A 23,898-nucleotide genomic window follows, 5' to 3' on the forward strand; every position below is an offset into this window, starting at 1 on the left:
ATACGGTCTCAGCTTAGTGGCTGCGGGCGGTTTTGTCGGGATCGGCGGCGTTCTGCGCGGTGAGGGCCCGTTCGGCCTGCTGCTCGCGCAGTTCGCGCCAACGGGCGGTAACCGCCTTGGGCGCCCAGATCTGGGGTTCCGACGCTTCGAAGTCATCGGCCTGCTCGCGCTCGGCCACCTTGGTACGGGCAATGCCGAAGGCGCGCTCCAGGTCGTCGGTCTCGCTGAAGGCGTCGGCGAACAGGGCGCGGCCGAAGTAGGTGAAATCGCTTTCCTCGGAGCAGCCGAAGGACACGCGGTCGGCGCGGGCCGCAGTCATGATCAGGGTCTTGTCGTCCTTGATGGGCGGGATGAAACCACCGGAATAGCAGGCGGAGATCACCAGGACCTTGAGCCGGTCCTTCAGCGGAACCAGCAGGTCCGCCAGCTCCCTGGCGGGCAGTTGCGGCAGCTGCAGGCCGGGTTGCTCCAGCACCAGCTCGTGGTTGGCCGAGCCGTGGCTGGTGAGGTAGATGAACACCAGGTCCTCCGGCCCGCTTTTCCGGGCGACGGCCTGGATGGCGCGGGACAGGCTTTCCCGGGTGGCCAGGGGGCGGTTGGCCATGTGGTCGCGATGATTGACCAGGGTGACCTGGCCGCTGGCGCCGAAGCGTTCGGCCAGCAGCCGGGAGACGTAGTTCGCTTCACGCAGGAACACGCTCTGGCGACCGTCGCCCGCGAGGGTGATGGCGTACAGTTCCAGCGCCGGGGTCGAGGAGGGCAGTGCGTCCAGGGCCTGTTGCAGCAGCGGTCCCTGGGCCAGCAGGCCGACTTCGAGGGGATCGGAGAGCGCGCGGTCCTGTTCGTCGCGAATGCGCGTGCCCGCCCGCCAGAAACCGGTTGTCCGGGTGCCGTCGGCGAGCGACAGGGTTCCGCGGCCGTCGTACTCACCGTCGCCGAACTGGCCCTCGTAGCGGCTGCCGTCGGCGAGGGTCAGCGTGCCCTCGCCCTGGTAGCGCCAGTGACGGAAGTGCCCCCGATAGTGGCTGCCGTCGGCGCCGATGAACTCGCCCTGGCCCAGCAGGTCGCCGTTCTTGAAGGTGCCGGTCCAGATGTCGCCGTCGGCGCTGGTATAGCGCCCCTTGCCGTGGAACAGGCTGTTGCGGAACTGGCCGATGTAGTGGGAGCCGTCTTCCCCCTGGAAAGCGCCCTGGCCCTGGAGCTGGCCGTGCTTGAACCGGCCGGCGTAACGGTTGCCGTCCGCGTCGGTGCGCACGCCTTCGCCGTCCGGCTGGCCATTGCGGAACAGGCCCTGGTAGTGGCTGCCGTCAGCCCATTCGAGGCTGCCGGAGCCGTGGTACTGGTCGTTGCGGAACTCGCCGCGGTAGGTCAGGTCACCCTGCTTGAGGGTGCCCTCGCCATTGAACTGGTTGCCGGCAAAGCGGCCCGCGTAGGTGGTGCCGTTGCCGTAGCTGAGCGTGCCCTGGCCGTGGAACAGGCCCGCCTTGAACTCGCCGATGTAGACCAGCCCGTTGGGGCCATGCCATTGGCCTCGACCCTCGGGCTGGCCGTCCTTGAACTGCCCTTCGAACCAGGTGCCGTTGCTGTAGTCCAGTCGACCCGGCCCCTGCAGCAGCCCGTCCACCAGCTCGCCACGGTAGCGGGAGCCGTCGGGCAGCCGGGCGTCCGGCGGAGTCAGGGGTTCCCCCTCGCCGCAGGCCGTGAGCAGCAGGGCGAGGGTGAGGGGCAGAAGGGGCTTCATGGGGTGTCCTGGGCAGGGGTCTGACTTTCAGTTTGGCGCAAAAAAGCCCGCAGCTGCGGGCTTTTTTGAGACAGGGACTCGGGGTCAGACGAAGCAGAGGCTCAGGGATTCGGCGATGTAGGCGGGCTTCTGCTGGCCTTCGATCTCCAGGGTGCAGAGGGCCTTGATCAGCCACTGTCCGGGGTTCTTTTCGGTGACGTCGATGATCTTCACCGCCAGGCGCACGCGGGAGTCCACCTTCACCGGCTGGATGAAACGCACGCTGTCCAGGCCATAGTTGACGGCCATCTTCAGGCCTTCCGGCATGACCAGGAGGCCGTCGATGAGCTTCGGGATGAGCGAGAGGCTGAGGAAGCCATGGGCGATGGTGGAGCCGAAGGGCGTGTGCCTGGCCCGCTCCGGATCGACGTGGATGAACTGGTGGTCGCCGGTGCATTCGGCGAACTGGTTGATCCGTTCCTGATCGATGGTCACCCATTCCGAGTGGCCCAGCTCCTTGCCGATGTAGTTCTTCAGTTCCGCTGCTGGTACGAACGCCATGCGTCATCCTCCGTGGATGCAGTGTTGTAATTCTTCTCATTCCGGGGCGAGCCCCGCATCTTGCGTGCAGGGTCTAGATCAGCATGCCGGGAAGGGCCGGTCAAGACGCCATGCCCTCTGCGAATGGCGGGTTATAGCGCGGCGGCGGGCGGGCCTATAATGCGGCCTTCCCGGCGGCTCGCCCTGCCGGCGCCCATTCCTGGAGATCGTGATGCTGTTGCGCGGACTGACCTGGCTGGTGCTGTTCCAGCTGATCGGCAGCGGGCTCAACGCCCTGTTCCTGTCCATGCTGCCCGGACCCATCATCGGCCTGGTGCTGCTCTTCCTCTATCTGCTGGTGCGTGGCGAGGTCGGCGAACCCCTGAGCCTCGCCGCCGGCAGCCTGCTGCGCTACCTGCCACTGCTGCTGGTGCCGCCGGCGGTGGGGGTGATGGTCTATGCCCAGGCGATCTGGGAAGACGTCTGGGCCATCGTCGGCACCCTGGTGCTGTCGTTGTTCGCGGCCTTCATCTTCTGCGGCTGGCTGATGCAGAGGCTCATCGACCGCCAGGGCCGACGCGGGGAGGAGCCATGAGCCTCGACTGGAGTGCCGCCATGCAGGCGGTGGTACACCATCCGCTGTTCGGCTTCGGCATGACCCTGGCGGCCTATCAGTTGGCCCTGGCCGCCTACGAGCGGACGCGCTGGGTCTTCCTGCAGCCGGTGCTGCTGTCCATGCTGCTGCTGATCGGGGTGCTGCTGGCCTTCGGCATCAGCTACCAGGAATACCGGCAGAGCACCCAGTTGCTCACGGTATTCCTCGGCCCGGCCACCGTCGCCCTGGCGGTGCCGCTGTTCCTCAACCTGCGGCGGATCCGCCAGCTGTTCTGGCCGACGCTGCTGACGCTGGTGTTCGGCGGCCTCTTCGCTACGCTGTCGGTAGCGCTGCTGGGCTGGTGGTTCGGCACCGAGCACATGGTGCTGATGACCCTGCTGCCGAAGTCGGTGACCTCCCCGATCGCCATGCTGGTGGCGGAGCAGTTGGGGGGCGTGGCGGCCCTGGCAGCGGTGTTCGTGCTGATCACCGGCGTGCTTGGCGCCATCATGGGGCCGGAGTTGCTGCGCCGTTGCGGGGTCCGCCATCCAGCGGCGCAGGGCATGGCCCTGGGGCTCACCGCCCATGCGGTGGGAACCGCCCGGGCGCTGCAGGAGGGCGAGGAGTGCGGCGCCTTCGCCGCCCTGGCCATGAGCCTGATGGGGGTCGCCACCGCCGTGCTGCTGCCCCTTGCCGTTGCACTGATTGCCTGAGGTCCTTGCATGAAGCTGCCGCTGTTTCCCCTCAATACCGTGCTCTTCCCCGGTTGCACCCTGGACCTGCAGATCTTCGAGGCGCGCTATCTGGACATGATCGGCCGCTGCATGAAGCAGGGCGAAGGCTTCGGCGTGGTGGGCATTCTCGAGGGGCAGGAAGTGGGGGAGGCCGCCAGCCAGTTCGCCGCCATCGGCTGCGAGGCGCAGATCCGCGACTGGGAGCAGCGGCCCAACGGGCTGCTGGGCATTCGGGTCGAGGGTGGTCGGCGCTTCCGGGTGCGGACGGCCCAGGTGCTCAAGGACCAGCTGACGGTGGCCGAGGTGGAGTGGCTGGAGGATGAGCCCGAACGCCCGCTCCGCGCCGAGCATGCCGATCTGGCCGCCCTGCTCAACGCCCTGGCGGAGCACCCCATGGTCCAGGGGCTGGGCATGGGTGGCGTCGTGACGGGGCAGCAGGCCCTGGCCAACCAGCTGGCCTACCTGCTGCCCTTCCCGGTGCCCGAGAAACTGCACCTGCTGGGCCTGGGCAGCGTGGATGAGCGACTGGGCGTGCTCCAGGGAATGCTGGATCAGTTGCAGGGCGACTCCACCGCCTGAGCCTGCCTGGGCGCGGAGCCGATCGGTCTCCGCACCCGCCCCGGCCTAGTAGCTGTAGCGCGCCAGGGCTTCCGGCAGGGCCCAGGTGGCGACGCCGCCCAGCAGCGCCAGGCAGGCCGGCAGCACCAGTACCCAGACCTTCGGCGGCATGGCCTCGAGGGGCGCGGCGCGTTGCATCAGCGCCAGGCTGGCCGCCGCGATGCCGCCTGCCAGCAGCCCCCCGGCGACGATATCGGTGGGCCAGTGCACGCCCAGGTAGACGCGCGAGAGGGCGATGGCCACGGCGGGCAGGGCGGCCAGCAGCAGCCAGGTCAGGCGCAGGCGGCCGGGCTGGCCGCGACCGGCGAGGATGCCCAGTACCAGGAAGAAAGCGAAAGCCGCCGAGCTGTGGCCGCTGGGGAAACTGAAGGAGCCCAGTGGCTCGGCGAGGATATCCGGCCGCGCCCGGGCGAAGAAGTGCTTCAACGCGGTGTTGGCGAGGGCGGTGGCGATCAGCGTGCCGGCGGCGAAGCAGGCGGCGCGCCATTGGCGCGCCACCAGCAGCAGCGTCGCCAGCAGGGCGCCGGCCAGCAGCTGGGTGGTGAAGTCGCCGAGCCGGGTCACCAGCACCATCAGGCGGTCGAGGCTGCCATTGCGCTGTTCCTGGACCAGCGCCATCAGGCCCTGGTCAAGGGCCTGCAGGTGGGGCCAGCCCACCAGCATCGCCGCGAGGGCCGCCAGGCAGAGGGCCGCCGCCATCGGATTGGCCCAGCGCTTCTCCCGCAGGGTGTTGTGGGCGATCACGGCCAGCATGCCCAGGACGACCACCATCACCACCCCGGCTTCGCCCCAGAACCCTTCCGGCAGCGGCAGGCGCAGGGCGGCGCCGGTGGCCCAGCCGGGAACCAGGTAGGCCACGGCCCAGCCGGCGGCCGCCAGCATGCTTACGGCGATGAAGCGCGGGAAGGGCATGTCCAGCATGCCGGCCACCATGGGCAGCATGGGGCGAAGCGGGCCGATGTAGCGGCCCACGAGCAGGCTGGCGACGCCATAGCGCTGGAAGTAGCTTTCGGCGCCGTTGATCCATTCCGGGTGGTTTCGCAGCACGGGCAGGCGACGGATGTTCTGGTGGAAGCGCCGGCCGATGCCGTAGGAGATCAGGTCCCCGAGCAGGCCGCCGGTGTAGGCGAGCAGCAGGGTTTCCCAGAGCTCCAGGGCGCCGCTGCCCGCCATGACGCCGACCGCGAAGAGCAGCGCCACCCCCGGCACCAGGATGCCGGCGACGGCCAGGCATTCGATGCAGGCGATGAGGAAGATGGCCAGGCCCAGCCATTCCGGGTTGGCGCCCAGCCAGGTGGTGACCTGGTCGAACCATTGAGTCATGGGGTGTCCTCGATGAGTTGGTAGTCGCGTCCTTCGACCTGCCCCCGGCGCAGCGGGTTGCGGGTGCAGTGGCGGGCGTGATCGGCGTCGACGAAGCGGTAAGGCAGGTGTTCGTCACGGCCCCGGGGAATGCCCAGGCGGGTGGTCTGGATGAGGGTGGCCGGGCGTACGCCGACGTCTTCGACGAACAGCCTCTGCCAATCGAAGCGTTGGCCATCCCAGACCGGGACCTTGAGGCCGAGGGCCTTGCACAACAGGGTCTGCCCGGCGCAGAGGCGTTCCGGGGCGCGGGGGCGGCCCTGGGCGTCGGGATTATTGCGTTGCATGGCGGCCAGGGCTTCGGCTGGCGAGACGGCATCCACCCAGGGGTGGCCCGACTTGATCAGTACGGCGTTGCCCGGGCCCTGGGCGCTGAAGTTCAGGGAGTCGCCGCCACGGGCGTAGTACATGTAGATGTGGCCGCCATCGAGGAACAGGGCACGGCGCTTCTCGGTGAATCCGAGGGAGGCGTGGCTGCCCTTGTCCGCCAGGTAATAGGCTTCGGTCTCGATGATGCGGGCGGCCAGCCAGAGGTCGCCCACACGATGGCGGATCACCTTGCCGAGGAGTTCCCGGGCAACCTGCTGGGCATCGCGGTTGAAGAAGCTGTCGTCCAGGGGACGGGCGCCGGGCCAGGGCAAGCCATTGATGGGATCACGGGACATGGGGCTGTCACGGGTACCGGTTGGGAACAGGCTGGCGATTATACGGAAGCCAGGCTGAGCCGAAGCTGAATCCCCTGCGGGGAATCGTCACGCAAAATAACAAGCGCCCATCGCCATGTCCCGAGCGGCCGCGCCGTTGCCGGTTGCACCGGGGCGTCGACCTGGCGGGGCGCCTGCCCCGGGGCCTGCCTGCAGGACCTGGGTGGGCCCGGCACTGGCCTGTCTACCATCCGCCCGGCGCCGCTGGGCGCGGGCGGCCGCGCTCGCTATAATCAGCCGCTTTCCTTCCGCCAGAACCCGAGACCATGACCGAGTCCGTTCTCGATTACATGACCCGCCTTGGCCGCGCCGCCCGCGCCGCCTCGCGTGTGGCCGCCCGTGCCAGCACCGCGCAGAAGAACCGCGCCCTGCTGGCCGCCGCCGATGCCCTGGACGCCGCTCGCGCCGAGCTGTCCGTCGCCAACGAGCAGGACCTGGCCAATGGCCGGGCCAATGGCCTGGAGCCGGCCATGCTGGATCGCCTGGCCCTGACTCCAGAGCGCATCGACGACATGATCGAGGGCCTGCGCCAGGTCGCTACCCTGCCGGACCCCATCGGCGAGATCCGCGACATGCGCTACCTGCCGTCCGGCATCCAGGTGGGCAAGATGCGCGTGCCGCTGGGTGTGATCGGCATCATCTACGAGTCCCGTCCCAACGTGACCATCGATGCCGCCAGCCTCTGCCTGAAGTCGGGCAACGCCACCATCCTGCGCGGCGGCTCCGAGGCCATCCATTCCAACCAGGCCATCGCCTGCTGCATCCAGAAGGGCCTGGCCGACGCCGGCCTGCCCGCCGAGCTGGTGCAGGTGGTGGAAACCACCGACCGCGCCGCCGTGGGCGCGCTGATCAGCATGCCGGAATACGTGGACGTGATCGTGCCCCGTGGCGGCAAGGGGCTGATCGAGCGCATCAGCCGCGAGGCCAAGGTGCCGGTCATCAAGCATCTGGATGGCATCTGCCATGTCTACATCGACGTGGCGGCGGACCTGGACAAGGCGATCCGCGTGGCGGACAACGCCAAGACCCAGCGCTACGCCCCGTGCAACACCATGGAAACCCTGCTGGTGCACCGTGGCATCGCTGAACGCGTGCTGCCGCCGCTGGCCGCCATCTACCGCGACAAGGGCGTGGAGCTGCGCGGCGACGCCGACACCCGCGCCCTGCTGGGCGGCGATGTTCTGGCGGCCACCGAGGAGGACTGGCGCACCGAGTACAACGCGCCGATCCTCTCGATCCGCATCGTCGATGACCTGGACCAGGCGATCCAGCACATCAACACCTACGGCTCCCAGCACACCGACGCCATCATCACCGAGAACTTCAGTGATGCGCGGCGCTTCCTCACCGAAGTGGACTCCGCATCGGTGATGGTGAATGCCTCCACCCGCTTCGCCGATGGTTTCGAGTACGGCCTGGGGGCGGAGATCGGCATCTCCACCGACAAGCTGCACGCCCGTGGTCCGGTCGGGCTGGAAGGCCTGACCAGCGAGAAATACGTGGTCTTCGGCGACGGTCACGTACGCACCTGATGGGCAAGCGCATCGGCCTCTTCGGCGGCACCTTCGATCCCGTGCATATCGGTCACCTGCGGGGTGCCCTGGAAGTGGCCGAGCAGTTCGGCTTCGATGAGTTGCGGCTGATTCCCAGCGCACGGCCTCCGCACCGCGAGACACCGCAGGTGTCGGCGGCCCAGCGGCTGGAGATGGTGCAGCTGGCGGTGGGCGGCGTCGACCCCTTGCGGGTGGACGACCGTGAGCTGAAGCGCGAGCGGCCATCCTGGACCATCGAGACCCTGGAGTCCCTGCGTGCCGAGTTGGGCGCGGACGTCCAGTTGTTCCTGCTGTTGGGCTGGGATGCCTTCTGCGGCCTGCCCGGCTGGCATCGCTGGACCGAGCTGCTGGAGCATTGCCACATCCTGGTCCTGCAGCGTCCCGACGCCGACAGCGAAGCGCCGGAAGCCCTGCGTGACCTGCTGGCGGCACGCAGCGCGGTCGATCCCATGTCCTTGCAGGGGCCGGCCGGACAGATCGCTTTCGTCTGGCAGACGCCCCTGGCGATTTCCGCCACGCAGATCCGCCAACTGCTGAGGGAGGGGCGCTCGGTGCGCTTTCTCGTGCCCGACGCCGTGTTGGCCTATATCCATGCGCACGATCTGTACCGTGCGCCGAACTGATTCACTGAGGTAGTTGAACCCGATGCAAAACGAAGAACTCGTCAAGGTCGCCATCGCGGCCCTGGAAGACATGAAAGGCCAGGACATCACCACCATCGATGTCCGTGGCAAGACCAGCATCACCGATTTCATGGTGATCGCCAGCGGCACCTCCGGCCGTCACGTCAAATCCCTGGCCGAGAACGTGCTGGAGAAGGCCAAGGAACAAGGCGTGCGCCCCCTGGGCAGCGAAGGCCTGGACGGCGGCGAGTGGGCCCTGCTGGACCTGGGGGACGTGGTGGTGCATGTGATGCAGGTGGCTACCCGCCAGTTCTACGACCTGGAACGCCTGTGGCAGGGTGCCGAGCAGAGCCGCGCCCACCATAGCCACGAGTAAGTGGGGCATCCCTTGCGTCTACGTCTGATCGCCGTCGGTACGCGGATGCCGCGCTGGGTGGAAGAGGGCTGGAACGAGTACGTCAAGCGCCTGCCGCCCGAACTCAGCCTGGAACTGGTGGAGATTCCCCTGACCACGCGCGGCAAGAACGCCGACGTGGCGCGGATGATCCGTCAGGAAGGGGAGGCCATGCTTGCCAAGGTCCAGCCCGGGGAACGGATAGTCACCCTGGAAGTCCAAGGACGGCCCTGGAGCACGGAACAGCTCGCCGTCGAACTGGACCGCTGGCGCCTGGATGCGCGGACGGTGAACCTCATGGTGGGCGGTCCCGAGGGACTGGCCCCGGAGGTCTGCGCCCGAAGCGAGCAGCGCTGGTCGCTGTCGCCGCTGACCCTGCCGCATCCCCTGGTCCGCATCCTCATCGGCGAGCAGATCTATCGCGCCTGGACCGTGCTGTCCGGCCACCCCTACCACAAGTAAGCGCCTTCCATGCCGCAGCCGATCCGCCTCAAAGACCACGAAAGGGACGCCCGCCAGGTACGCCAGCGCGTCATCGTGGGCGCGGTGGCGGTGCTGCTGCTGACCTGCGTGCTGATCGCCCGCCTCTATTACCTGCAGGTGATCCAGTACGAGCACCACTCGACGTTGTCCGAGAACAACCGAGTCCATGTGCAGCCGATTCCGCCCACCCGAGGGCTGATCTTCGACCGCAATGGCGTGATCGTCGCCGACAACCGACCCAGCTTCAGCCTCACCGTCACCCGCGAGCGGGCGGGCGACTGGCAGCAGATTCTCGATGTGATCGTCGAGGTCCTGCAGCTCACCCCGGATGACCGGGCCCTGTTCGAGAAACGCATGAAGCAGGGGCGGCGTCCCTTCGAGCCGGTGCCCATCCTCTTCGAGCTGACCGAGGACCAGATTGCTCGGATCGCGGTGAACCAGTTCCGCTTGCCAGGCGTGGAGGTGGCGGCACAGCTGGTGCGTCATTATCCCCAGGGCGCGCATTTCGCCCATTCCGTGGGGTACGTGGGCCGGATCAACGAGAAGGAGCTCAAGCAGCTCGATCCGATCAACTACAGCGGCACCCACCACATCGGCAAGACCGGTATCGAGCGCTTCTACGAAGACCAGCTCCACGGTGAGGTGGGCTACGAGGAAGTCGAGACCAACGCCCGGGGCCGCGTGCTGCGCGTGCTCAAGCGTACCGACCCGAAGCCGGGCAAGGACCTGGTGCTGACCCTGGATGTGCGCCTGCAGGAGGCCGCCGAAGAAGCCCTGGCGGGACGCCGTGGCGCCATCGTCGCCATCGAACCGTCCACCGGGGATGTGCTGGCGATGGTCAGCCAGCCCAGTTTCGATCCCAACCCCTTCGTCACCGGCATCAGCTTCAAGGCCTACGCCGAGCTGCGCGATTCCATCGACCGCCCCCTCTATAACCGCGTGCTGCGCGGCCTGTATCCGCCGGGGTCCACGGTCAAGCCGATGGTGGCGGTGTCCGGCCTCGATGCCGGTGTGGTCACCCCGGTCTCGCGGGTGTTCGACCCGGGCTTCTACCAACTGCCCAACTACGCCCACAAGTACCGCAACTGGAACCGTTCCGGTGACGGCTGGGTGAACCTGGAGACCGCGATCATGCGGTCCAACGACACCTATTTCTACGACCTTGCCCACAAGATGGGCATCGATCGCCTCCATGAGTACATGAGCCGCTTCGGCTTCGGCCAGCGGGTGGCGCTGGACATGTTCGAGGAGTCCGCCGGCCTGATGCCGTCGCGGGAATGGAAGCGGGCCCGCTACCGCCAGGCCTGGTATCCCGGCGAGACCCTGATCCTCGGGATCGGCCAGGGCTACATGCAGTCCACGCCGCTGCAACTGGCCCAGGCCACGGCGCTGATGGCCAATCGCGGCAAGTGGATCCGTCCGCACCTGGCCAAGACCATCGAGGGAAGGCCGCCGGTGGACCCGAACCCGTTGCCGGACATCGTGCTGCGTGATCCGAAGTTCTGGGATTACGGGCGGATCGGCATGGAACAGGTGGTTCACGGTGCCCGGGGCACCGCGCGCAAGGTCGGCGATACCTCCGTCTATCGCATCGCGGGCAAATCCGGTACGGCGCAGGTGGTGGCGATCAAGCAGGGCGAGAAGTACGACCGCAGCAAGGTCCAGGAGCGCCACCGCGACCACGCCCTGTTCGTGGCCTTCGCCCCGGCCGAGGACCCGAAGATCGCCGTCGCCGTGATGGTGGAGAACGGCGAGTCCGGCTCCGGCGTGGCCGCCCCCGTGGTCAAGCAGGTGATGGACGCCTGGCTGCTGGGCGAAGATGGCCAGCTGAAGCCCGAGTTCCGTCCGCCCCAGCCCCTGGCCGAGCAGCAGAGCGCCAATCGATGAACAGCAATTTCGACCGCACCATCTCCCAGGAGGACGTGCTCAAGCGGCGCGCCTCCCTGCTGCAGCGCCTGCACATCGATGGCTGGCTGCTGCTGATCATCCTGCTGCTGGCCGCCGGCAGCCTCTTCGTCCTCTATTCCGCCAGCGGCAAGCATTGGGACCTGCTGATGAAGCAGGCCAGCTCCTTCGCCCTGGGGATCGCCGCGATGATCGTCATCGCCCAGTTCGAACCGCGTTTCATGGCGCGCTGGGTGCCGCTGGCCTACGTGGTGGGCGTGGCGCTGCTGATGGTGGTGGAGATCATGGGTCACACCGCCATGGGGGCCACCCGCTGGATCAATATTCCCGGGGTGATCCGCTTCCAGCCTTCCGAGTTCATGAAGATCATCATGCCGGCGACCATCGCCTGGTACTTGTCACGGCACAACCTGCCGCCCAAGTTCAAGCACATCGCGGTCAGTCTGGTGCTGATTCTGGTGCCCTTCGTGCTGATCCTGAAGCAGCCGGACCTGGGCACCGGGCTGCTGATCCTGGCGTCCGGCGGCTTCGTGCTGTTCATGGCCGGCCTGCAGTGGCGCTGGATCGTGGGCGCGGTGGCGGCGGTGGTGCCGATTGCGGTGGCCATGTGGTACTTCGTCCTGCACGACTACCAGAAGCAGCGGGTCCTGACCTTCCTCGACCCGGAGAGCGACCCCCTCGGCACCGGCTGGAACATCATCCAGTCCAAGGCGGCCATCGGCTCGGGCGGCGTGTTCGGCAAGGGCTGGTTGCTGGGCACCCAGTCGCACCTGGATTTTTTGCCGGAAAGCCACACCGACTTTATCATTGCGGTCCTCGGCGAAGAGTTCGGCCTGGTGGGCGCCTGCCTGCTGCTGTTGGTCTATCTGCTCCTGATCGGCCGTGGCCTGGTGATCACCGCCCAGGCCCAGACCTTGTTCGGCAAGCTGCTGGCAGGCAGCCTGACCATGACCTTCTTCGTGTACGTGTTCGTCAATATCGGCATGGTCAGTGGCCTGTTGCCGGTCGTGGGGGTGCCCCTGCCCTTCATCAGCTACGGCGGAACCCACCTGGTGACGCTGCTGTCGGGGTTCGGGGTATTGATGGCCATCCATACCCATCGCAAATGGATCGCCCAGGTTTGAAACGAGTGAATGATTTGAACGCACTGCGTAAGTGGATGCAGCTGGGGGCTGGCGGGATTGCCCTGGCGGGCCTCCTGGGGATGGCGGTTCCGGCTGCGGCCGGAGACTACGAGGGATCGCCGCAGGTGGCCGAGTTCGTCGCCGAGATGACCCGTGACTACGGCTTCGCCGGTGAGCAACTGATGGCGCTGTTCCGCGAGGTGCAGCGCAAGCAGTCGATCCTCGACGCCATTTCCCGTCCCGCCGAGCGGGTCAGGCCCTGGAAGGAGTACCGCCCGATCTTCATCACCCCGGCGCGCATCCAGAAGGGCGTGACCTTCTGGAGCCAGCACGCCGATGCCCTGGCCCGTGCCGAGAAGGAGTACGGGGTGCCGGCCGAGGTGATAGTCGCGATCATCGGTGTCGAGACCTTCTACGGAGGCAACACCGGCAGCTTCCGCGTGATCGACGCGCTGTCCACCCTGGGCTTCGACTACCCGCCGCGCGCGGACTTCTTCCGCAAGCAGCTCAAGGAGTTCCTCCTGCTGACCCGCGAGGAGCAGGTCGACCCGCTGATGCTCAAGGGGTCCTACGCCGGCGCCATGGGCCTGCCCCAGTTCATGCCGAGCAGCTTCCGCGCCTACGCCGTGGATTTCGACGGCGACGGCCATATCGATATCTGGGGCAATCCGGTGGACGCCATCGGCAGCGTTGCCAGCTATTTCAAGCGTCACGGCTGGGAAACGGGTGGCCAGGTGGTCAGCCGTGCCGAGGTGCGGGGCGATCGAATCGACGAAGGGTTGACCCAGGGGCTGGACCCGGTGAAGAACGTCGGCGATCTTAGGGCGCTGGGCTGGGCAAGCACCGACGCCTTGCGCGATGATGTGCCGGTGACGGCCTTCAGGCTGGAGGGTAATGAGGGGGCGGAGTACTGGATGGGATTGCCGAACTTCTATGTCATTACCCGCTACAATCGCAGCGTGATGTACGCCATGGCCGTGCATCAGCTTTCCCAATCGCTGGTCGACGCAAGGGGTGGGCGTTAACCGATGCCGCAACCGATAAGAGTCGCCGTCTACGGCGCCGTGGCCCTGCTGCTGGCCAGCTGTTCGAGCAGCCGCGCCCCCGAACCGGTGCAACCCGGTGGGGCCATCTCCGGCCCTGGCAACTATGCCCGTCCCCACAAGGATGGCGCGCCCTGGTGGGACGTGGACGTCTCGCGCATCCCCGACGCCGTGCCGATGCCGCATTACGGCTCGGTGAAGGCGAATCCCTACACCGTGCTGGGCCAGACCTACTACCCGATGGCCGACGGCCGACGTTACCAGGCAGTGGGTACCGCCTCCTGGTACGGCACCAAGTTCCACGGCCAGGCCACCGCCAACGGCGAAGCCTATGACCTCTACGGCATGACGGCCGCCCACAAGACCCTGCCGCTGCCCAGTTATGTCCGGGTGACCAACCTCGACAACGGTCGCAGCGTGATCCTTCGTGTCAACGACCGGGGGCCCTTCTATTCCGACCGGATCATCGACCTATCCTTCGCCGCCGCCAAGAAGCTCGGTTATGCCGAGAGCGGCACGGCGCGGGTCAAGGTAGAAGGCATCGACCCCAATGAGTGGTGGGCCGCCCAGGGCCGTCCCGTACCCATGGTGCTGGCGCAGCCGAAGATGGCGGCCCAGGCCAAGCCCCAACCCTCGGCCGTGCAGGTGGCCACCGCGCCGATCGAGCAGTACACCCCGCCGCCCCAGCAGCATGCCGCCGCCGTCCTGCCCGTGCAGATCGACGCAAAAAAAAACGATTCACTCGCAGCCTCTGGCCTGTATCTCCAGGTGGGCGCCTTCGCCAATCCGGACGCTGCGGAGCTCCTCAAGGCCAAGTTGAGCGGGACGGTCAGTGCGCCGGTCTTCATCAGCTCGGTCGTGCGCAACCAGCAGATCCTGCACCGGGTGCGCCTGGGGCCGATCGGAACTCAGGGTGAAGCACAGGAAGTCCAGAACACCGTGCGCCTGGCCAATCTTGGCCAACCCACCCTGGTGAAGCCGGACTGACGGCTTCGCTCACCTCGCCCGCCAGGGCCTGAAAGACCATTAGCAATTTCTCAGAGAGACGGATGAACATCTTCAGCTTTGCCAAACGCCTACTACTGCCCGCAGCCCTGCTCATCGTCGCGCCGGTCTCCATGGCGGCCCAGCAGATCATCCCCTCGCCGCCGCAACTGGCCGCCAAGTCCTATGTCCTGATGGACGCCCAGAGCGGCCAGGTGCTGGTGGAGAACAACGGTGACCAGCGCCTGCCTCCGGCCAGCCTGACCAAACTGATGACCGCCTACATCGCCACCCTGGAAATCCGTAAGGGCCAGGTCGGCGAGAACGATCCGGTGACCATCAGCGAGCATGCCTGGCGTACCGGCGGTTCGCGGATGTTCGTGCAGGTGAACACCCAGGTCTCCATGAGCGACCTGCTGCACGGCATCATCATCCAGTCGGGCAACGATGCCAGCGTCGCGGTGGCCGAGCACATCGCCGGCAGCGAGGATGCCTTCGCCGACATGATGAACACCACGGCCGAGAAGCTCGGCATGGGCAACAGCCACTTCATGAACGCCACCGGCCTGCCGCACCCGGAGCACTACTCCAGTGCCCATGACATGGCTCGCCTGGCCCGCGCGATCATCTACGAAGATCCGGCCCACTACGCCATCTACTCCCAGAAGGAGTTCTTCTGGAACAACATCAAGCAGCCCAACCGCAACCTGCTGCTGTGGCGCGACAAGACCGTGGATGGCCTGAAGACCGGCCACACCGAGGAGGCCGGCTTCTGCCTCGTTGCGTCCGCCGTGCGTGACAACATGCGCCTGATCGCCGTGGTGTTCGGCACCAACAGCGAGCAGGCCCGTGCTGCCGAGACCCAGAAACTGCTGACCTACGGCTTCCGCTTCTTCGAAACCCAGAGCTTCTACAAGAAGGGCGCCGAACTGGCCAAGGCCCAGGTCTGGAAGGGCGGTGCCCGCGAGGTCAAGGCCGGCCTGGCCAATGACCTGACCCTGACCCTGCCGAGAGGCCAGGCCAAGAAACTGCAAGCCAGCATGACCCTCAACCCGCAGCTCATCGCCCCCATCAAGCAGGGTGACGTGATCGGCAAGGTGGAGGTGAAGCTGGAAGACCAGGTGGTCCACAGCGCCGACCTGATCGCCCTCGATACCGTCGAGGAAGGTGGCTTCTTCCGCCGCCTGTGGGATAGCATTCGCCTGTTCTTCTACGGCCTGTTCAACTGACCTTCTGAGCCGACGCCTCGCGCCCCACCCGGGTGCGGGGCCTCCGCATCGCGGACCACGAGTCCGCCGCCGCCATGACCGACACTCCTGACGTACAAGCCCCGAAAATCGAATTTCCCTGCGAGCGCTACCCGATCAAGGTGATCGGTGACGCTGGCGACGGCTTCGCCGACCTCGTGATCGAAGTGATCCAGCGCCATGCCCCCGGTTTCGATGCGTCCACCCTGGTGGTGCGTGATAGCCGCAATGGCCGCTTCCTCTCCGTGCAGGTGCTGATCACCGCCACCAGCGTCGACCAGCTGCAGGCCATCCACATCGACCTGCGGGCGACCGGCCGCGTACATATGGTGCTCTAGTGGCGCCCGAGCTCATCGTTCGCCATCTGGGGCTGGTGGATTACCTGCCGACCTTCGAGGCGATGCGCCGGCTGACCGCCGAGCGTGACGAGCGGACAGCCGACGAGATCTGGTTGCTGCAGCATCCCCAGGTGTTCACCCAGGGCCAGGCCGGCAAGGCCGAACACCTGCTGGCGCCAGGGGACATCCCGGTGATCCAGGTGGATCGCGGGGGCCAGGTGACCTACCACGGCCCTGGCCAACTGGTGGCCTACCTGATGCTGGACCTGCGCCGGCTGGGACTGGGCGTTCGCGACCTGGTCACCGCCATGGAGCAGAGCCTGGTGGATGTGCTGGCGAGCTACGGCATCGAGGCGGCGCCCAAGGCGGATGCGCCCGGTGTCTACGTCCAGGGTGACAAGATCGCCTCCCTTGGCCTGCGGGTCAGCCGTGGCTGTTCCTTCCATGGCCTGGCGCTGAACGTCGACATGGACATGTCGCCATTCTGGCGGATCAATCCCTGTGGCTATGCCGGGCTGAAGATGGTCCAGTTGAAGGACCTGCTGGTGGAGCCCGCGCCTCTCGACGAGGTGGCGGAGCGTCTGGAACGGGCCCTGCGTGCGCGATTGGGCTACGGCGGCTGACAGCTCGCGGTTCCCCGTCCTGAATGCAGAAAGCCCCCGCCGGCCTTGGCCGACGGGGGCTTTTCACTTGATGCGGATCAGTTCAGGTTGAGGGCCGGGATCAGGCTCTCATCGGTGGACTGGCCGGGAACCGGAACGGGCGCGGCCAGGCCCAGGTTGTTCTTCTCGAAGACCCGGTCGGCCCGGTAGCTGGAGCGTACCAGCGGGCCGGCGGCGACTTCCATGAAGCCCTTTTCCAGGCCGATGTCGCGGAAGCGGTTGAACTCCTCGGGGCTGACCCAGCGCTGCACCTTCAGGTGGTTTCGGGTCGGCTGCAGGTACTGTCCGAGGGTCAGGATGTCCACGCCGATGGCGCGCAGGTCGTCCATCGTCTCGATGATTTCCTCGTCAGTCTCGCCCAGGCCCAGCATCAGGCTGGTCTTGGTCAGCACGTCCGGGCGGTGGCGCTTGGCATGCTCCAGCACCCGCAGGGTCTTCTCGTAGCCGGCGCGCGGATCGCGGACCACATGGGTCAGGCGCTTGACCGTCTCGACGTTCTGCGCGAACACCTCCAGGCCGGAGTCCACGACACGTTCGATGGCTTCCAGATCGCCATCGAAATCCGGCGTCAGGGCTTCCACCACTACCTTCGGAGTACGTTCCTTGATGGCCCGCACACACGCGGCATAGTGGCCGGCGCCACCATCGTCCAGGTCGTCGCGGTCCACCGAGGTGAGCACGATATAGCGCAGGGCCATCAGTTCGACCGACTTGGCGGTATTCTGCGGCTCTTCCTTGTCCAGCCAGCCATTGGGGTTACCGGTGTCGACGGCGCAGAAGCGGCAGGCGCGAGTGCACACCGAGCCCATCAGCATGATGGTGGCGGTGCCGTTGGACCAGCACTCGCCCATGTTCGGGCAGTGGGATTCCTGGCAAACGGTGCTCAGGCGATGTTCGCCGACATTGCGCTTGACCGCTTCGAAGCGGCTGCCGCCTGGTGCCTTCACCCGCAGCCACTTGGGCTTGGGTTCATAGACCTCGGGTTCGGCGCCGTTGCGGCGCTTCTGGCCATCCTTGATCGCGGTAATGCCCTGGGCATTACGGAACTTTTCACCACTGGCGACGGGTTTGGACGAGGCGGTATCGGACATCGGAAACGGGCTCCGCTAAAGGCTCCGTGGAGTTTCGGAGAGGCAAGAGGGGGTGGCGAAGTCTATCACAAAGGCGTTTCGGCGAACGGGCGGCCGTCCGGAGGCCGGGGCCTCCGGGGCGGGGCTCAGCGCCCGGCGCGCAACTTCTTGAGCAGGTTCTGGGTCGGGTAACCGTCCGCAGGCCAACCCAGTCGTTGCTGATAGCCACGAATGGCCTTGCGGGTGTTGGCGCCGATGATGCCGTCGGCCGCCCCCGGGTCGTAGCCGGCGGCAGCCAGGGACTCCTGCAGTTCCACCCGTTCGCTGCGGCTCAGCGGTCGCTCGTCCTTCGGCCAGTTCCCGAGGATCTGGCCGCCCCCGTCGAAGCGCTGGCCCAGCAGGCTCACCGCCAGGGCGTAGGACGAGGAGTTGTTGTACTTGAGGATGGCGCGGAAGTTGTCCAGGACCAGGAAGGCCGGGCCGCGATGGCCGGCGGGCAGCAGCAACGAGGCGCTTTCGCCGGAGAGGCCGCTGCCTTGCGGGTCCAGTCGGACGCCCATGGCCTGCCACTGGGAAACGGGCTTGCGGATATCGGCATCCGCATGGGCGTAGTCGAAGCCGGGTGGCAGTTGCACCTGCACGGCGGCCGGCTGGCCTTTGCGCCAGCCGGAGGCTTGCAGGTAATGGGCGGCCGAGGCCAGGGCGTCGGCGGTGGAATTCCAGATATCCCGGCGGCCATCGCCGTCGAAGTCCACGGCGTGGCTGTTGTAGGTGGTGGGGATGAACTGGGTCTGACCCATGGCGCCGGCCCAGGAGCCGAGCATGTTGCCCGGCTGGATGTCACCGTGCTGGAGGATTTGCAGGGCGGCCAGCAACTGGGCATGGGCGAAGGCGGGACGACGTCCTTCGTAGGCCAGGGTGGCCAGGGAGCGGATCACCGACTTGTCGCCCATGAACTGACCGAAGCTGCTCTCCATGCCCCAGATGGCGACCAGGGGTTCGCGGTCGACACCGAAGCGTTGCTCGATGGCGCTCAGCGTGGCGGCGTTCTGCGTCATCAGGGCCTGGCCCTTGCGCACCCGGTAAGGGGAAATGGCGCCTTCCAGGTACTCCCAGACGGGCCGGGTGAATTCCGGTTGGCTGCGGTCGGCGGCGATGACGCTGGCGTCCGGCGTGATGCCGGCGAAGGCGCGGTCGAAGAGTGCCGGTTCGATGCCCTGGGCCAGCGCTTCACGGCGGAAACCATCACGCCAGGCGTCGAAGCTGACGGCGGGCATGGCCACGGAAGGGGTGGCCTGTGGGCTGGTCGCGACGGGCTTGGAAGCTGGCTGGCTGGCCTGGGGGAGCGGTGCCGTCGCGGGTTTCGGGGCGGGGGCGTCGGCGCAGGAGGACAGTACGGTGAAGGCGGAGGCCACGGCCAGGCTTCGGATAATCAGGCCGGGGGCTGGGGCATCGAACATACGCGGGTCTCGGGCAGGCGAACAAAGCCGCGACCTTAACACGTCTCGTCGGTTTCAGGCGGCCCTTTCGCCGGATTGGAGAACGAGGGCGGCGGCGGTGGATCGGCTGTTTTCCGGCCCCTGAAACGACGAAGCCTCCCAATTCTGGGAGGCTTCGCGGCGGTAGCTGCCTTTGCCTTTCTGTGGTTTCTCCCGGCGGCAGCGGAAGAGTGGCTGGGCTACCAGGGATTTTGCGCGATTGGGCGCGCCTTGCTTGCGCTTCTTGGCCATGGCCTGTCCTCGGATGGGCGCCCGCGGGTTTGCGGGCGGGCGCATCATCGGTCAGTGGTCAGAAAATGTCCAGTCACTCCGGAGCCAGCGGCAGTCGTTGACCGGCCAGCAGCAGCGAGAGGCGTGCGAGGCCGTTCCAGGGGTCGCCCTGGGCCTGGCCCTTGATCTGGGCGTCGATGCGCTGGGCGTCCTGCAGCATCTGGTTCCAGCGGGACGCCGGATGACGCTGCAGGGCGCGGCTGACCAGGGGGCGTCGCTTGTCCCAGATCGGTGGACGGGCGGCGGCGAAGGCTTTTTCGAGGGGGACGCCCTGGCTGTACTGCTGGGCCAGTCCGGCCAGCAGGCGCAGTTCACGGGCCAGCGCCCAGAGGATCACCGGCGGCTCGACGCCTTCGCCGCGCAGGCCTTCCAGGGTGCGCAGGGTATGGGCGGCCTCGCCGTTCAGGGCCGCATCGATCAGCCCGAAAACGTCGAAGCGCGCACTGTCGGCCACGGCGGCCTGGACGGTGGCCGCATCCACCTGGCCGCCTTCGGCGAGCAATTTGAGCTTTTCGATTTCCTGGGCCGCAGCCAGGAGGTTGCCCTCCACCCGCGCGGCGATCAGGTCCACGGCTTCCTGGTTGGCGGCGAGGCCCGCCTGGGACAGGCGCTGGCGTATCCACTGGGGCAGGTTGTGGGCCTCGATCGGCCAGATCTGGATGAACTGGGCATCCGCGCCATCGATCAGGGCCTTGGCCCATTTGGTCTTCTGGGTGCTGCCGTCCAGCTTGGGCAGGGTCAGCAGCAGCACGGTGTCTTCCGGTGGTCGCGCGAGGTACTCCATCAGCGCGGCGGCACCCTTGTCCCCTGGTTTTCCCGACGGCAGGCGCACTTCCAGCAGGCGCTTCTCGGCGAACAGCGAAAGGCTGGCGCCAGCCTCCAGGAGCTGGCCCCAGTCGAAGTTGGCCTCGGCGTTGAAGACCTGGCGTTCACTGAAGTCCCGGGCGCGGGTGGCGGCGCGGATCGCGTCGCAGGCTTCCTGGCAGAGCAGGGGCTCGTCGCCGCTGACTACGTAGACCGGGGCCAGGGAACCTTGCAGGTGCTTGCCCAGTTGGGCGGGGTTGAGCTTCATAGGCGCAAATGACCGGGGCCGCTGGTGCGGCCCCGGATGTACTCACTGGATGGGCAGTTGCAGCGGCGATTGCTGCGGTTGCTGGGCCTCTTCGGCCTTGCGCGCCGCCTCCAGGGCTTCGGCCTCGGCCCGGGCCTTGGCTTCGGCGGTCTGCTGGAGCAGGTCCAGTTGGGTCGGGGTGATCAGCTGCAGGCGCATGATCATCTGCTGGACCATTTCCTGGCGCATTTCCTGGCGCAGCTGGGCCGCTTCCTGGTCGGAGCCGATCAGGTTGTTGCTGTCATGCACGTAGTATTTCTGGACGGTCAGCTTGTCGGCCATCAACAGCAGGTTCTGGGCGCCGCGGATCTCGTAGTCGAGGGTCTGGGTCAACTCGAATTCGGCGCTGCGGGCCGAGGTGGTGTAGGACGCGGTGCGCTGGGACTCGTCCTCGCGGGCCAGTACCAGGGTGTAGGGCGCGCCGGCATGCACCTTGACTTCGCTGTCTTCCAGCGCTTCACGCACGGCCTTGACGGTATCCCCGTACTGGTTACGGGCGGTCACGTCCAGTTCGGTCAGGGCGAAGTCGGCGTCGCCGGTACCGCGCAGGTGGAAGCCGCACGCACTGAGCAGCGCGGTAAGGCCAAGGACCAGCAGATTCCGTTTCATCATGTATTGCTTTCCCCTTGCGAGCGATCCGGCGCCTCTCCCCCTGGACAGGCGCCGGCTGCGATCAGTTGGCGACGATGTTGACCAGTTTGCCGGGCACCACGATGACCTTGCGGATGGTCAGGCCGTCGGTGAAGCGCAGCACGTTCTCGTTGGCGCGGGCAGTGGCTTCCACGGCCTCGCGGCTGGCGTCGGCGGGCACGTCGATGTGGCCCCGCAGCTTGCCGTTGACCTGCACCACCAGTTGCAGGGTGTCCTGCACCAGCGCGCTTTCGTCGACCGTCGGCCAGGTGGCGTCGATGACGGCGCCTGCATGACCCAGGCCACGCCAGATCTCGTGGCAGATGTGCGGGGTGATCGGGGCCAGCAGCAGGGCCACGACTTCCAGGCCTTCCTGCAGCAGGGCGCGGTCCTGGGCGTCGGTTTGCGGCGCTTTCTCCAGCACGTTCATCAGGGTCATCACGGCGGCGATGGCGGTGTTGAACTTGTGGTGCTGGCCAATATCCTGGCTGGCCTGCCTGATGGCCAGGTGGATGGCGCGACGCACCTCCTTCTGGGCATCGGTGAGGGCGCTGGTGTCCAGCGGGCCCGGCAGGCCGGCGTTGACATGGGCCTGGGCCAGTCGCCAGACGCGGCGGAGGAAGCGGCTGGCGCCTTCGACGCCGGCGTCGGACCATTCCAGGCTCATGTCCGGCGGCGAGGCGAACATCATGAACAGGCGGCAGGTGTCGGCGCCGTAGGCGTCGATCATGGCCTGCGGGTCCACGCCGTTGTTCTTCGACTTGGACATCTTCTCGGTGCCGCCGATCTCCACCGGCAGGCCGTCGGTCTTCAGGCGTGCGCCGATGACCTTGGCCTTGGCGTCGCGCTCGACTTCCACATCGGCCGGATTGAACCAGTCCTTGCCGCCGTTGGAGGCCATGCGGTAGTAGGTTTCGGCCACCACCATGCCCTGGGTCAGCAGGTTCTTGAAGGGTTCGTCGGAGCTGACCAGGCCCTCGTCACGCATCAGCTTGTGGAAGAAGCGCGCGTAGAGCAGGTGCAGGATGGCGTGTTCGATGCCGCCGATGTACTGGTCCACCGGCAGCCAGTGGTTGGCCGCGGCCGGGTCGACCATGCCCTTGTCGTAGGTGGGCGAGGCGTAGCGGGCGAAGTACCAGGAACTCTCCACGAAGGTGTCCATGGTGTCGGTTTCGCGCTTGGCCGCGCTGCCGCATTTCGGGCAGCTGCATTCGTAGAACTCGGGCATCTTCGCCAGCGGGCTGCCGGCGCCGTCCGGTACCACGTCTTCCGGCAGAACCACGGGCAACTGGTCTTCGGGGACCGGCACGTCGCCGCAGGACGGGCAGTGGATGATCGGGATCGGGCAGCCCCAGTAGCGCTGGCGGCTGATGCCCCAGTCACGCAGGCGGAACTGGGTGCGGGACTGGCCCAGGCCCTTTTTCTGCAGGGCGGCTTCGATGGCGTCGAAGGCGCCCTGGAAGTCCAGGCCGTCGAATTCGCCGGAGTTGATCAGCTGGCCGTGTTCGCCGTAGGCGTCCTGCCACGGAGCGGGGGTCTCGTCACCGGCGGCGGTGCGGATCACCGGCTTCACCGGCAGGTCGTACTTGTGGGCGAAGGCGAAGTCGCGCTCGTCATGGGCCGGCACGGCCATCACCGCGCCTTCGCCGTAGTTCATCAGCACGTAGTTGGCGACCCAGACCGGCAGCTTGTCGCCGGTGATGGGGTGCTCGACGAACAGGGGGGTGGGCAGGCCCTTCTTCTCCTGGGTGGCGATGTCGGCTTCGGCGACGCCACCGCGCTTGCACTCGTCGATGAAGGCCTGCAGCTCGGCGGCCTTGTCGGCCGGCAGTCGCTGCACCGCCAGGGTGGCCAGCGGGTGTTCGGCGGCGACGGCGACGTAGGTGGCGCCCAGCAGGGTGTCGGGGCGGGTGGTGAAGACCTTCAGCGCGCCGTCCTGGCCGATGCTGGCCGGGTCGTAGGGGAAGCTGACTTCCATGCCGCGGGATTTGCCGATCCAGTTGCGCTGCATGGTCTTGACCTGTTCGGGCCAGCCGGGCAGGTCGTCGAGGCTGCTCAGGAGTTCATCCGCGTAGGCGGTGATCTTGAAGTAGTACATCGGGATCTCGCGCTTCTCCACCAGCGCGCCGGAGCGCCAGCCACGGCCGTCGATCACCTGCTCGTTGGCTAGCACGGTCTGGTCCACCGGGTCCCAGTTCACGGTGCCGTTCTTGCGGTAGATCACGCCCTTCTCGAACAGGCGGGTGAACAGCCATTGCTCCCAGCGGTAGTAATCCGGCTTGCAGGTGGTGACTTCACGGGACCAGTCGATGGCAAGGCCCAGGCTCTTCAGCTGGGTCTTCATGTAGTCGATGTTCTCGTAGGTCCACTTGGCGGGCGCGACCTTGTTCTTCATCGCGGCGTTTTCCGCCGGCATGCCGAAGGCGTCCCAGCCCATGGGCTGCAGGACGTTCTTGCCCTGCATGCGCTGGTAGCGGGCGATCACGTCACCGATGGTGTAGTTGCGCACGTGCCCCATGTGCAGCTTGCCGCTCGGGTAGGGGAACATCGACAGGCAATAGAAGGTGTCCTTGCCGGGCTGCTCACTCACTTCAAAGGATTTATGCGCGTCCCAGTGGGCTTGCGCGGCGGCTTCGATTTCGCGGGGCTGATACTGTTCGTGCATGGCTACTGGCGCTGGAGGATGAGG

Annotated in this window: 24 protein-coding genes; 14 read left to right on the forward strand and 10 right to left on the reverse strand. The window is 66.9% G+C overall.

The window, feature by feature from the left end; all coding sequences use genetic code 11:
• Window positions 1–13: 13 nt before the first annotated feature.
• Both KF707C_RS03680 and KF707C_RS03685 read right to left on the reverse strand, forming a co-directional pair.
• On the reverse strand, window positions 14–1,741 hold the full coding sequence (locus KF707C_RS03680) for a C13 family peptidase (RefSeq protein ID WP_004420372.1): 1,728 nt from the start codon (window positions 1,739–1,741) through the stop codon (window positions 14–16).
• An 84-nt stretch (window positions 1,742–1,825) separates the two neighbouring features.
• Window positions 1,826–2,281: a MaoC family dehydratase gene (locus KF707C_RS03685; protein ID WP_004420370.1), complete on the reverse strand. Its 456-nt coding sequence runs from the start codon at window positions 2,279–2,281 to the stop codon at window positions 1,826–1,828.
• Window positions 2,282–2,492: 211 nt separating this feature from the next.
• Between KF707C_RS03685 and KF707C_RS03690 the strand changes: the two genes are divergently transcribed.
• The 3 genes from KF707C_RS03690 to KF707C_RS03700 are packed head-to-tail and all read left to right on the forward strand — an operon-like array spanning window position 2,493 to window position 4,168.
• On the forward strand, window positions 2,493–2,855 hold the full coding sequence (locus KF707C_RS03690) for a CidA/LrgA family protein (protein ID WP_004420368.1): 363 nt from the start codon (window positions 2,493–2,495) through the stop codon (window positions 2,853–2,855).
• Window positions 2,852–3,568 (forward strand): LrgB family protein, encoded by a 717-nt coding sequence (locus tag KF707C_RS03695; RefSeq protein ID WP_004420367.1) that lies wholly within the window; start codon window positions 2,852–2,854, stop codon window positions 3,566–3,568. Before KF707C_RS03690 ends, KF707C_RS03695 begins: the two co-directional genes overlap by 4 nt.
• A gap of 9 nt (window positions 3,569–3,577) precedes the next feature.
• A complete protein-coding gene (locus KF707C_RS03700; protein ID WP_004420366.1) occupies window positions 3,578–4,168 on the forward strand; it encodes an LON peptidase substrate-binding domain-containing protein in 591 nt (196 codons plus the stop codon).
• A gap of 45 nt (window positions 4,169–4,213) precedes the next feature.
• Here the strand turns inward: KF707C_RS03700 and KF707C_RS03705 are convergent, their stop codons facing one another.
• Window positions 4,214–5,530: a bifunctional DedA family/phosphatase PAP2 family protein gene (locus KF707C_RS03705; protein WP_004420364.1), complete on the reverse strand. Its 1,317-nt coding sequence runs from the start codon at window positions 5,528–5,530 to the stop codon at window positions 4,214–4,216.
• Window positions 5,527–6,234: a DNA-3-methyladenine glycosylase gene (locus KF707C_RS03710; protein WP_004420362.1), complete on the reverse strand. Its 708-nt coding sequence runs from the start codon at window positions 6,232–6,234 to the stop codon at window positions 5,527–5,529. Before KF707C_RS03710 ends, KF707C_RS03705 begins: the two co-directional genes overlap by 4 nt.
• Before the next feature lie 305 nt (window positions 6,235–6,539).
• On the opposite strand from KF707C_RS03710, the gene KF707C_RS03715 reads away from it, so the two are divergent.
• The 11 genes from KF707C_RS03715 to lipB all read left to right on the forward strand — a co-directional run bounded on the left by KF707C_RS03715 (window position 6,540) and on the right by lipB (window position 16,590).
• On the forward strand, window positions 6,540–7,805 hold the full coding sequence (locus KF707C_RS03715; protein WP_004420361.1) for a glutamate-5-semialdehyde dehydrogenase: 1,266 nt from the start codon (window positions 6,540–6,542) through the stop codon (window positions 7,803–7,805).
• Window positions 7,805–8,449, forward strand: coding sequence for a nicotinate-nucleotide adenylyltransferase (gene nadD, locus KF707C_RS03720; RefSeq protein WP_004420359.1), 645 nt, complete (start codon window positions 7,805–7,807; stop codon window positions 8,447–8,449). Before KF707C_RS03715 ends, nadD begins: the two co-directional genes overlap by 1 nt.
• A gap of 22 nt (window positions 8,450–8,471) precedes the next feature.
• Complete coding sequence (rsfS, locus tag KF707C_RS03725; protein ID WP_036991308.1) at window positions 8,472–8,825, forward strand: ribosome silencing factor; 354 nt, start codon at window positions 8,472–8,474, stop codon at window positions 8,823–8,825.
• Between the two features lie 12 nt (window positions 8,826–8,837).
• Window positions 8,838–9,305 (forward strand): 23S rRNA (pseudouridine(1915)-N(3))-methyltransferase RlmH, encoded by a 468-nt coding sequence (rlmH, locus tag KF707C_RS03730; RefSeq protein WP_036991305.1) that lies wholly within the window; start codon window positions 8,838–8,840, stop codon window positions 9,303–9,305.
• Between the two features lie 9 nt (window positions 9,306–9,314).
• Complete coding sequence (mrdA, locus tag KF707C_RS03735; RefSeq protein WP_004420354.1) at window positions 9,315–11,213, forward strand: penicillin-binding protein 2; 1,899 nt, start codon at window positions 9,315–9,317, stop codon at window positions 11,211–11,213.
• A complete protein-coding gene (gene rodA, locus KF707C_RS03740) occupies window positions 11,210–12,355 on the forward strand; it encodes a rod shape-determining protein RodA (RefSeq protein WP_004420352.1) in 1,146 nt (381 codons plus the stop codon). The genes mrdA and rodA overlap by 4 nt, the downstream gene beginning before the upstream one ends.
• A 35-nt stretch (window positions 12,356–12,390) precedes the next feature.
• On the forward strand, window positions 12,391–13,380 hold the full coding sequence (gene mltB, locus KF707C_RS03745) for a lytic murein transglycosylase B (RefSeq protein WP_036991301.1): 990 nt from the start codon (window positions 12,391–12,393) through the stop codon (window positions 13,378–13,380).
• Between the two features lie 3 nt (window positions 13,381–13,383).
• Window positions 13,384–14,385 (forward strand): septal ring lytic transglycosylase RlpA family protein, encoded by a 1,002-nt coding sequence (locus tag KF707C_RS03750; RefSeq protein WP_004420348.1) that lies wholly within the window; start codon window positions 13,384–13,386, stop codon window positions 14,383–14,385.
• Between the two features lie 62 nt (window positions 14,386–14,447).
• Entirely contained in the window at window positions 14,448–15,611 is a 1,164-nt protein-coding gene (locus tag KF707C_RS03755; RefSeq protein WP_004420347.1) for a D-alanyl-D-alanine carboxypeptidase family protein, read from the forward strand.
• A 74-nt stretch (window positions 15,612–15,685) separates the two neighbouring features.
• Window positions 15,686–15,967 carry a DUF493 domain-containing protein gene (locus KF707C_RS03760; protein WP_004420345.1) on the forward strand — a complete coding sequence of 94 codons (282 nt, stop codon included), beginning with the start codon at window positions 15,686–15,688 and terminating at the stop codon, window positions 15,965–15,967.
• A complete protein-coding gene (gene lipB, locus KF707C_RS03765) occupies window positions 15,967–16,590 on the forward strand; it encodes a lipoyl(octanoyl) transferase LipB (protein ID WP_004420344.1) in 624 nt (207 codons plus the stop codon). The genes KF707C_RS03760 and lipB overlap by 1 nt, the downstream gene beginning before the upstream one ends.
• A 77-nt stretch (window positions 16,591–16,667) precedes the next feature.
• Here the strand turns inward: lipB and lipA are convergent, their stop codons facing one another.
• The 6 genes from lipA to leuS all read right to left on the reverse strand — a co-directional run bounded on the left by lipA (window position 16,668) and on the right by leuS (window position 23,874).
• Window positions 16,668–17,720: a lipoyl synthase gene (gene lipA, locus KF707C_RS03770; protein WP_004420341.1), complete on the reverse strand. Its 1,053-nt coding sequence runs from the start codon at window positions 17,718–17,720 to the stop codon at window positions 16,668–16,670.
• 125 nt (window positions 17,721–17,845) lie between these two features.
• Entirely contained in the window at window positions 17,846–19,159 is a 1,314-nt protein-coding gene (locus tag KF707C_RS03775; protein ID WP_004420338.1) for a lytic murein transglycosylase, read from the reverse strand.
• A gap of 54 nt (window positions 19,160–19,213) precedes the next feature.
• The gene (gene arfA / locus KF707C_RS03780) at window positions 19,214–19,429 is read right to left on the reverse strand and encodes an alternative ribosome rescue factor ArfA (RefSeq protein WP_004420335.1); all 216 of its coding nucleotides are present in this window, start codon (window positions 19,427–19,429) and stop codon (window positions 19,214–19,216) included.
• A gap of 73 nt (window positions 19,430–19,502) precedes the next feature.
• Window positions 19,503–20,540, reverse strand: a complete 1,038-nt coding sequence (holA, locus tag KF707C_RS03785; protein ID WP_004420332.1) for a DNA polymerase III subunit delta — start codon at window positions 20,538–20,540, stop codon at window positions 19,503–19,505.
• Window positions 20,541–20,582: 42 nt separating this feature from the next.
• Complete coding sequence (locus tag KF707C_RS03790; RefSeq protein ID WP_004420329.1) at window positions 20,583–21,191, reverse strand: LPS-assembly lipoprotein LptE; 609 nt, start codon at window positions 21,189–21,191, stop codon at window positions 20,583–20,585.
• Between the two features lie 61 nt (window positions 21,192–21,252).
• On the reverse strand, window positions 21,253–23,874 hold the full coding sequence (leuS, locus tag KF707C_RS03795) for a leucine--tRNA ligase (protein WP_036991299.1): 2,622 nt from the start codon (window positions 23,872–23,874) through the stop codon (window positions 21,253–21,255).
• Between the last annotated feature and the right edge of the window lie 24 nt (window positions 23,875–23,898).

The organism is Pseudomonas furukawaii (assembly GCF_002355475.1).
In the GTDB taxonomy this organism is placed as follows: Bacteria; Pseudomonadota; Gammaproteobacteria; order Pseudomonadales; family Pseudomonadaceae; genus Metapseudomonas; species Metapseudomonas furukawaii.

Excerpts from the sequence above, each read along its gene's own strand:
- KF707C_RS03700 (WP_004420366.1), top strand. The coding sequence starts at position 3,578 with ATGAAGCTGCCGCTGTTTCCCCTCAATACCGTGCTCTTCCCCGGTTGC.
- nadD (WP_004420359.1), top strand. The coding sequence starts at position 7,805 with ATGGGCAAGCGCATCGGCCTCTTCGGCGGCACCTTCGATCCCGTGCAT.
- KF707C_RS03710 (WP_004420362.1), bottom strand. The coding sequence starts at position 6,234 with ATGTCCCGTGATCCCATCAATGGCTTGCCCTGGCCCGGCGCCCGTCCC.
- KF707C_RS03705 (WP_004420364.1), bottom strand. The coding sequence starts at position 5,530 with ATGACTCAATGGTTCGACCAGGTCACCACCTGGCTGGGCGCCAACCCG.
- holA (WP_004420332.1), bottom strand. The coding sequence starts at position 20,540 with ATGAAGCTCAACCCCGCCCAACTGGGCAAGCACCTGCAAGGTTCCCTG.
- KF707C_RS03695 (WP_004420367.1), top strand. The coding sequence starts at position 2,852 with ATGAGCCTCGACTGGAGTGCCGCCATGCAGGCGGTGGTACACCATCCG.
- KF707C_RS03750 (WP_004420348.1), top strand. The coding sequence starts at position 13,384 with ATGCCGCAACCGATAAGAGTCGCCGTCTACGGCGCCGTGGCCCTGCTG.
- KF707C_RS03790 (WP_004420329.1), bottom strand. The coding sequence starts at position 21,191 with ATGATGAAACGGAATCTGCTGGTCCTTGGCCTTACCGCGCTGCTCAGT.
- rsfS (WP_036991308.1), top strand. The coding sequence starts at position 8,472 with ATGCAAAACGAAGAACTCGTCAAGGTCGCCATCGCGGCCCTGGAAGAC.
- KF707C_RS03760 (WP_004420345.1), top strand. The coding sequence starts at position 15,686 with ATGACCGACACTCCTGACGTACAAGCCCCGAAAATCGAATTTCCCTGC.
- KF707C_RS03715 (WP_004420361.1), top strand. The coding sequence starts at position 6,540 with ATGACCGAGTCCGTTCTCGATTACATGACCCGCCTTGGCCGCGCCGCC.
- KF707C_RS03775 (WP_004420338.1), bottom strand. The coding sequence starts at position 19,159 with ATGTTCGATGCCCCAGCCCCCGGCCTGATTATCCGAAGCCTGGCCGTG.
- rodA (WP_004420352.1), top strand. The coding sequence starts at position 11,210 with ATGAACAGCAATTTCGACCGCACCATCTCCCAGGAGGACGTGCTCAAG.
- KF707C_RS03685 (WP_004420370.1), bottom strand. The coding sequence starts at position 2,281 with ATGGCGTTCGTACCAGCAGCGGAACTGAAGAACTACATCGGCAAGGAG.
- mltB (WP_036991301.1), top strand. The coding sequence starts at position 12,391 with ATGCAGCTGGGGGCTGGCGGGATTGCCCTGGCGGGCCTCCTGGGGATG.
- lipA (WP_004420341.1), bottom strand. The coding sequence starts at position 17,720 with ATGTCCGATACCGCCTCGTCCAAACCCGTCGCCAGTGGTGAAAAGTTC.
- arfA (WP_004420335.1), bottom strand. The coding sequence starts at position 19,429 with ATGGCCAAGAAGCGCAAGCAAGGCGCGCCCAATCGCGCAAAATCCCTG.
- leuS (WP_036991299.1), bottom strand. The coding sequence starts at position 23,874 with ATGCACGAACAGTATCAGCCCCGCGAAATCGAAGCCGCCGCGCAAGCC.
- KF707C_RS03680 (WP_004420372.1), bottom strand. The coding sequence starts at position 1,741 with ATGAAGCCCCTTCTGCCCCTCACCCTCGCCCTGCTGCTCACGGCCTGC.
- KF707C_RS03755 (WP_004420347.1), top strand. The coding sequence starts at position 14,448 with ATGAACATCTTCAGCTTTGCCAAACGCCTACTACTGCCCGCAGCCCTG.
- mrdA (WP_004420354.1), top strand. The coding sequence starts at position 9,315 with ATGCCGCAGCCGATCCGCCTCAAAGACCACGAAAGGGACGCCCGCCAG.
- KF707C_RS03690 (WP_004420368.1), top strand. The coding sequence starts at position 2,493 with ATGCTGTTGCGCGGACTGACCTGGCTGGTGCTGTTCCAGCTGATCGGC.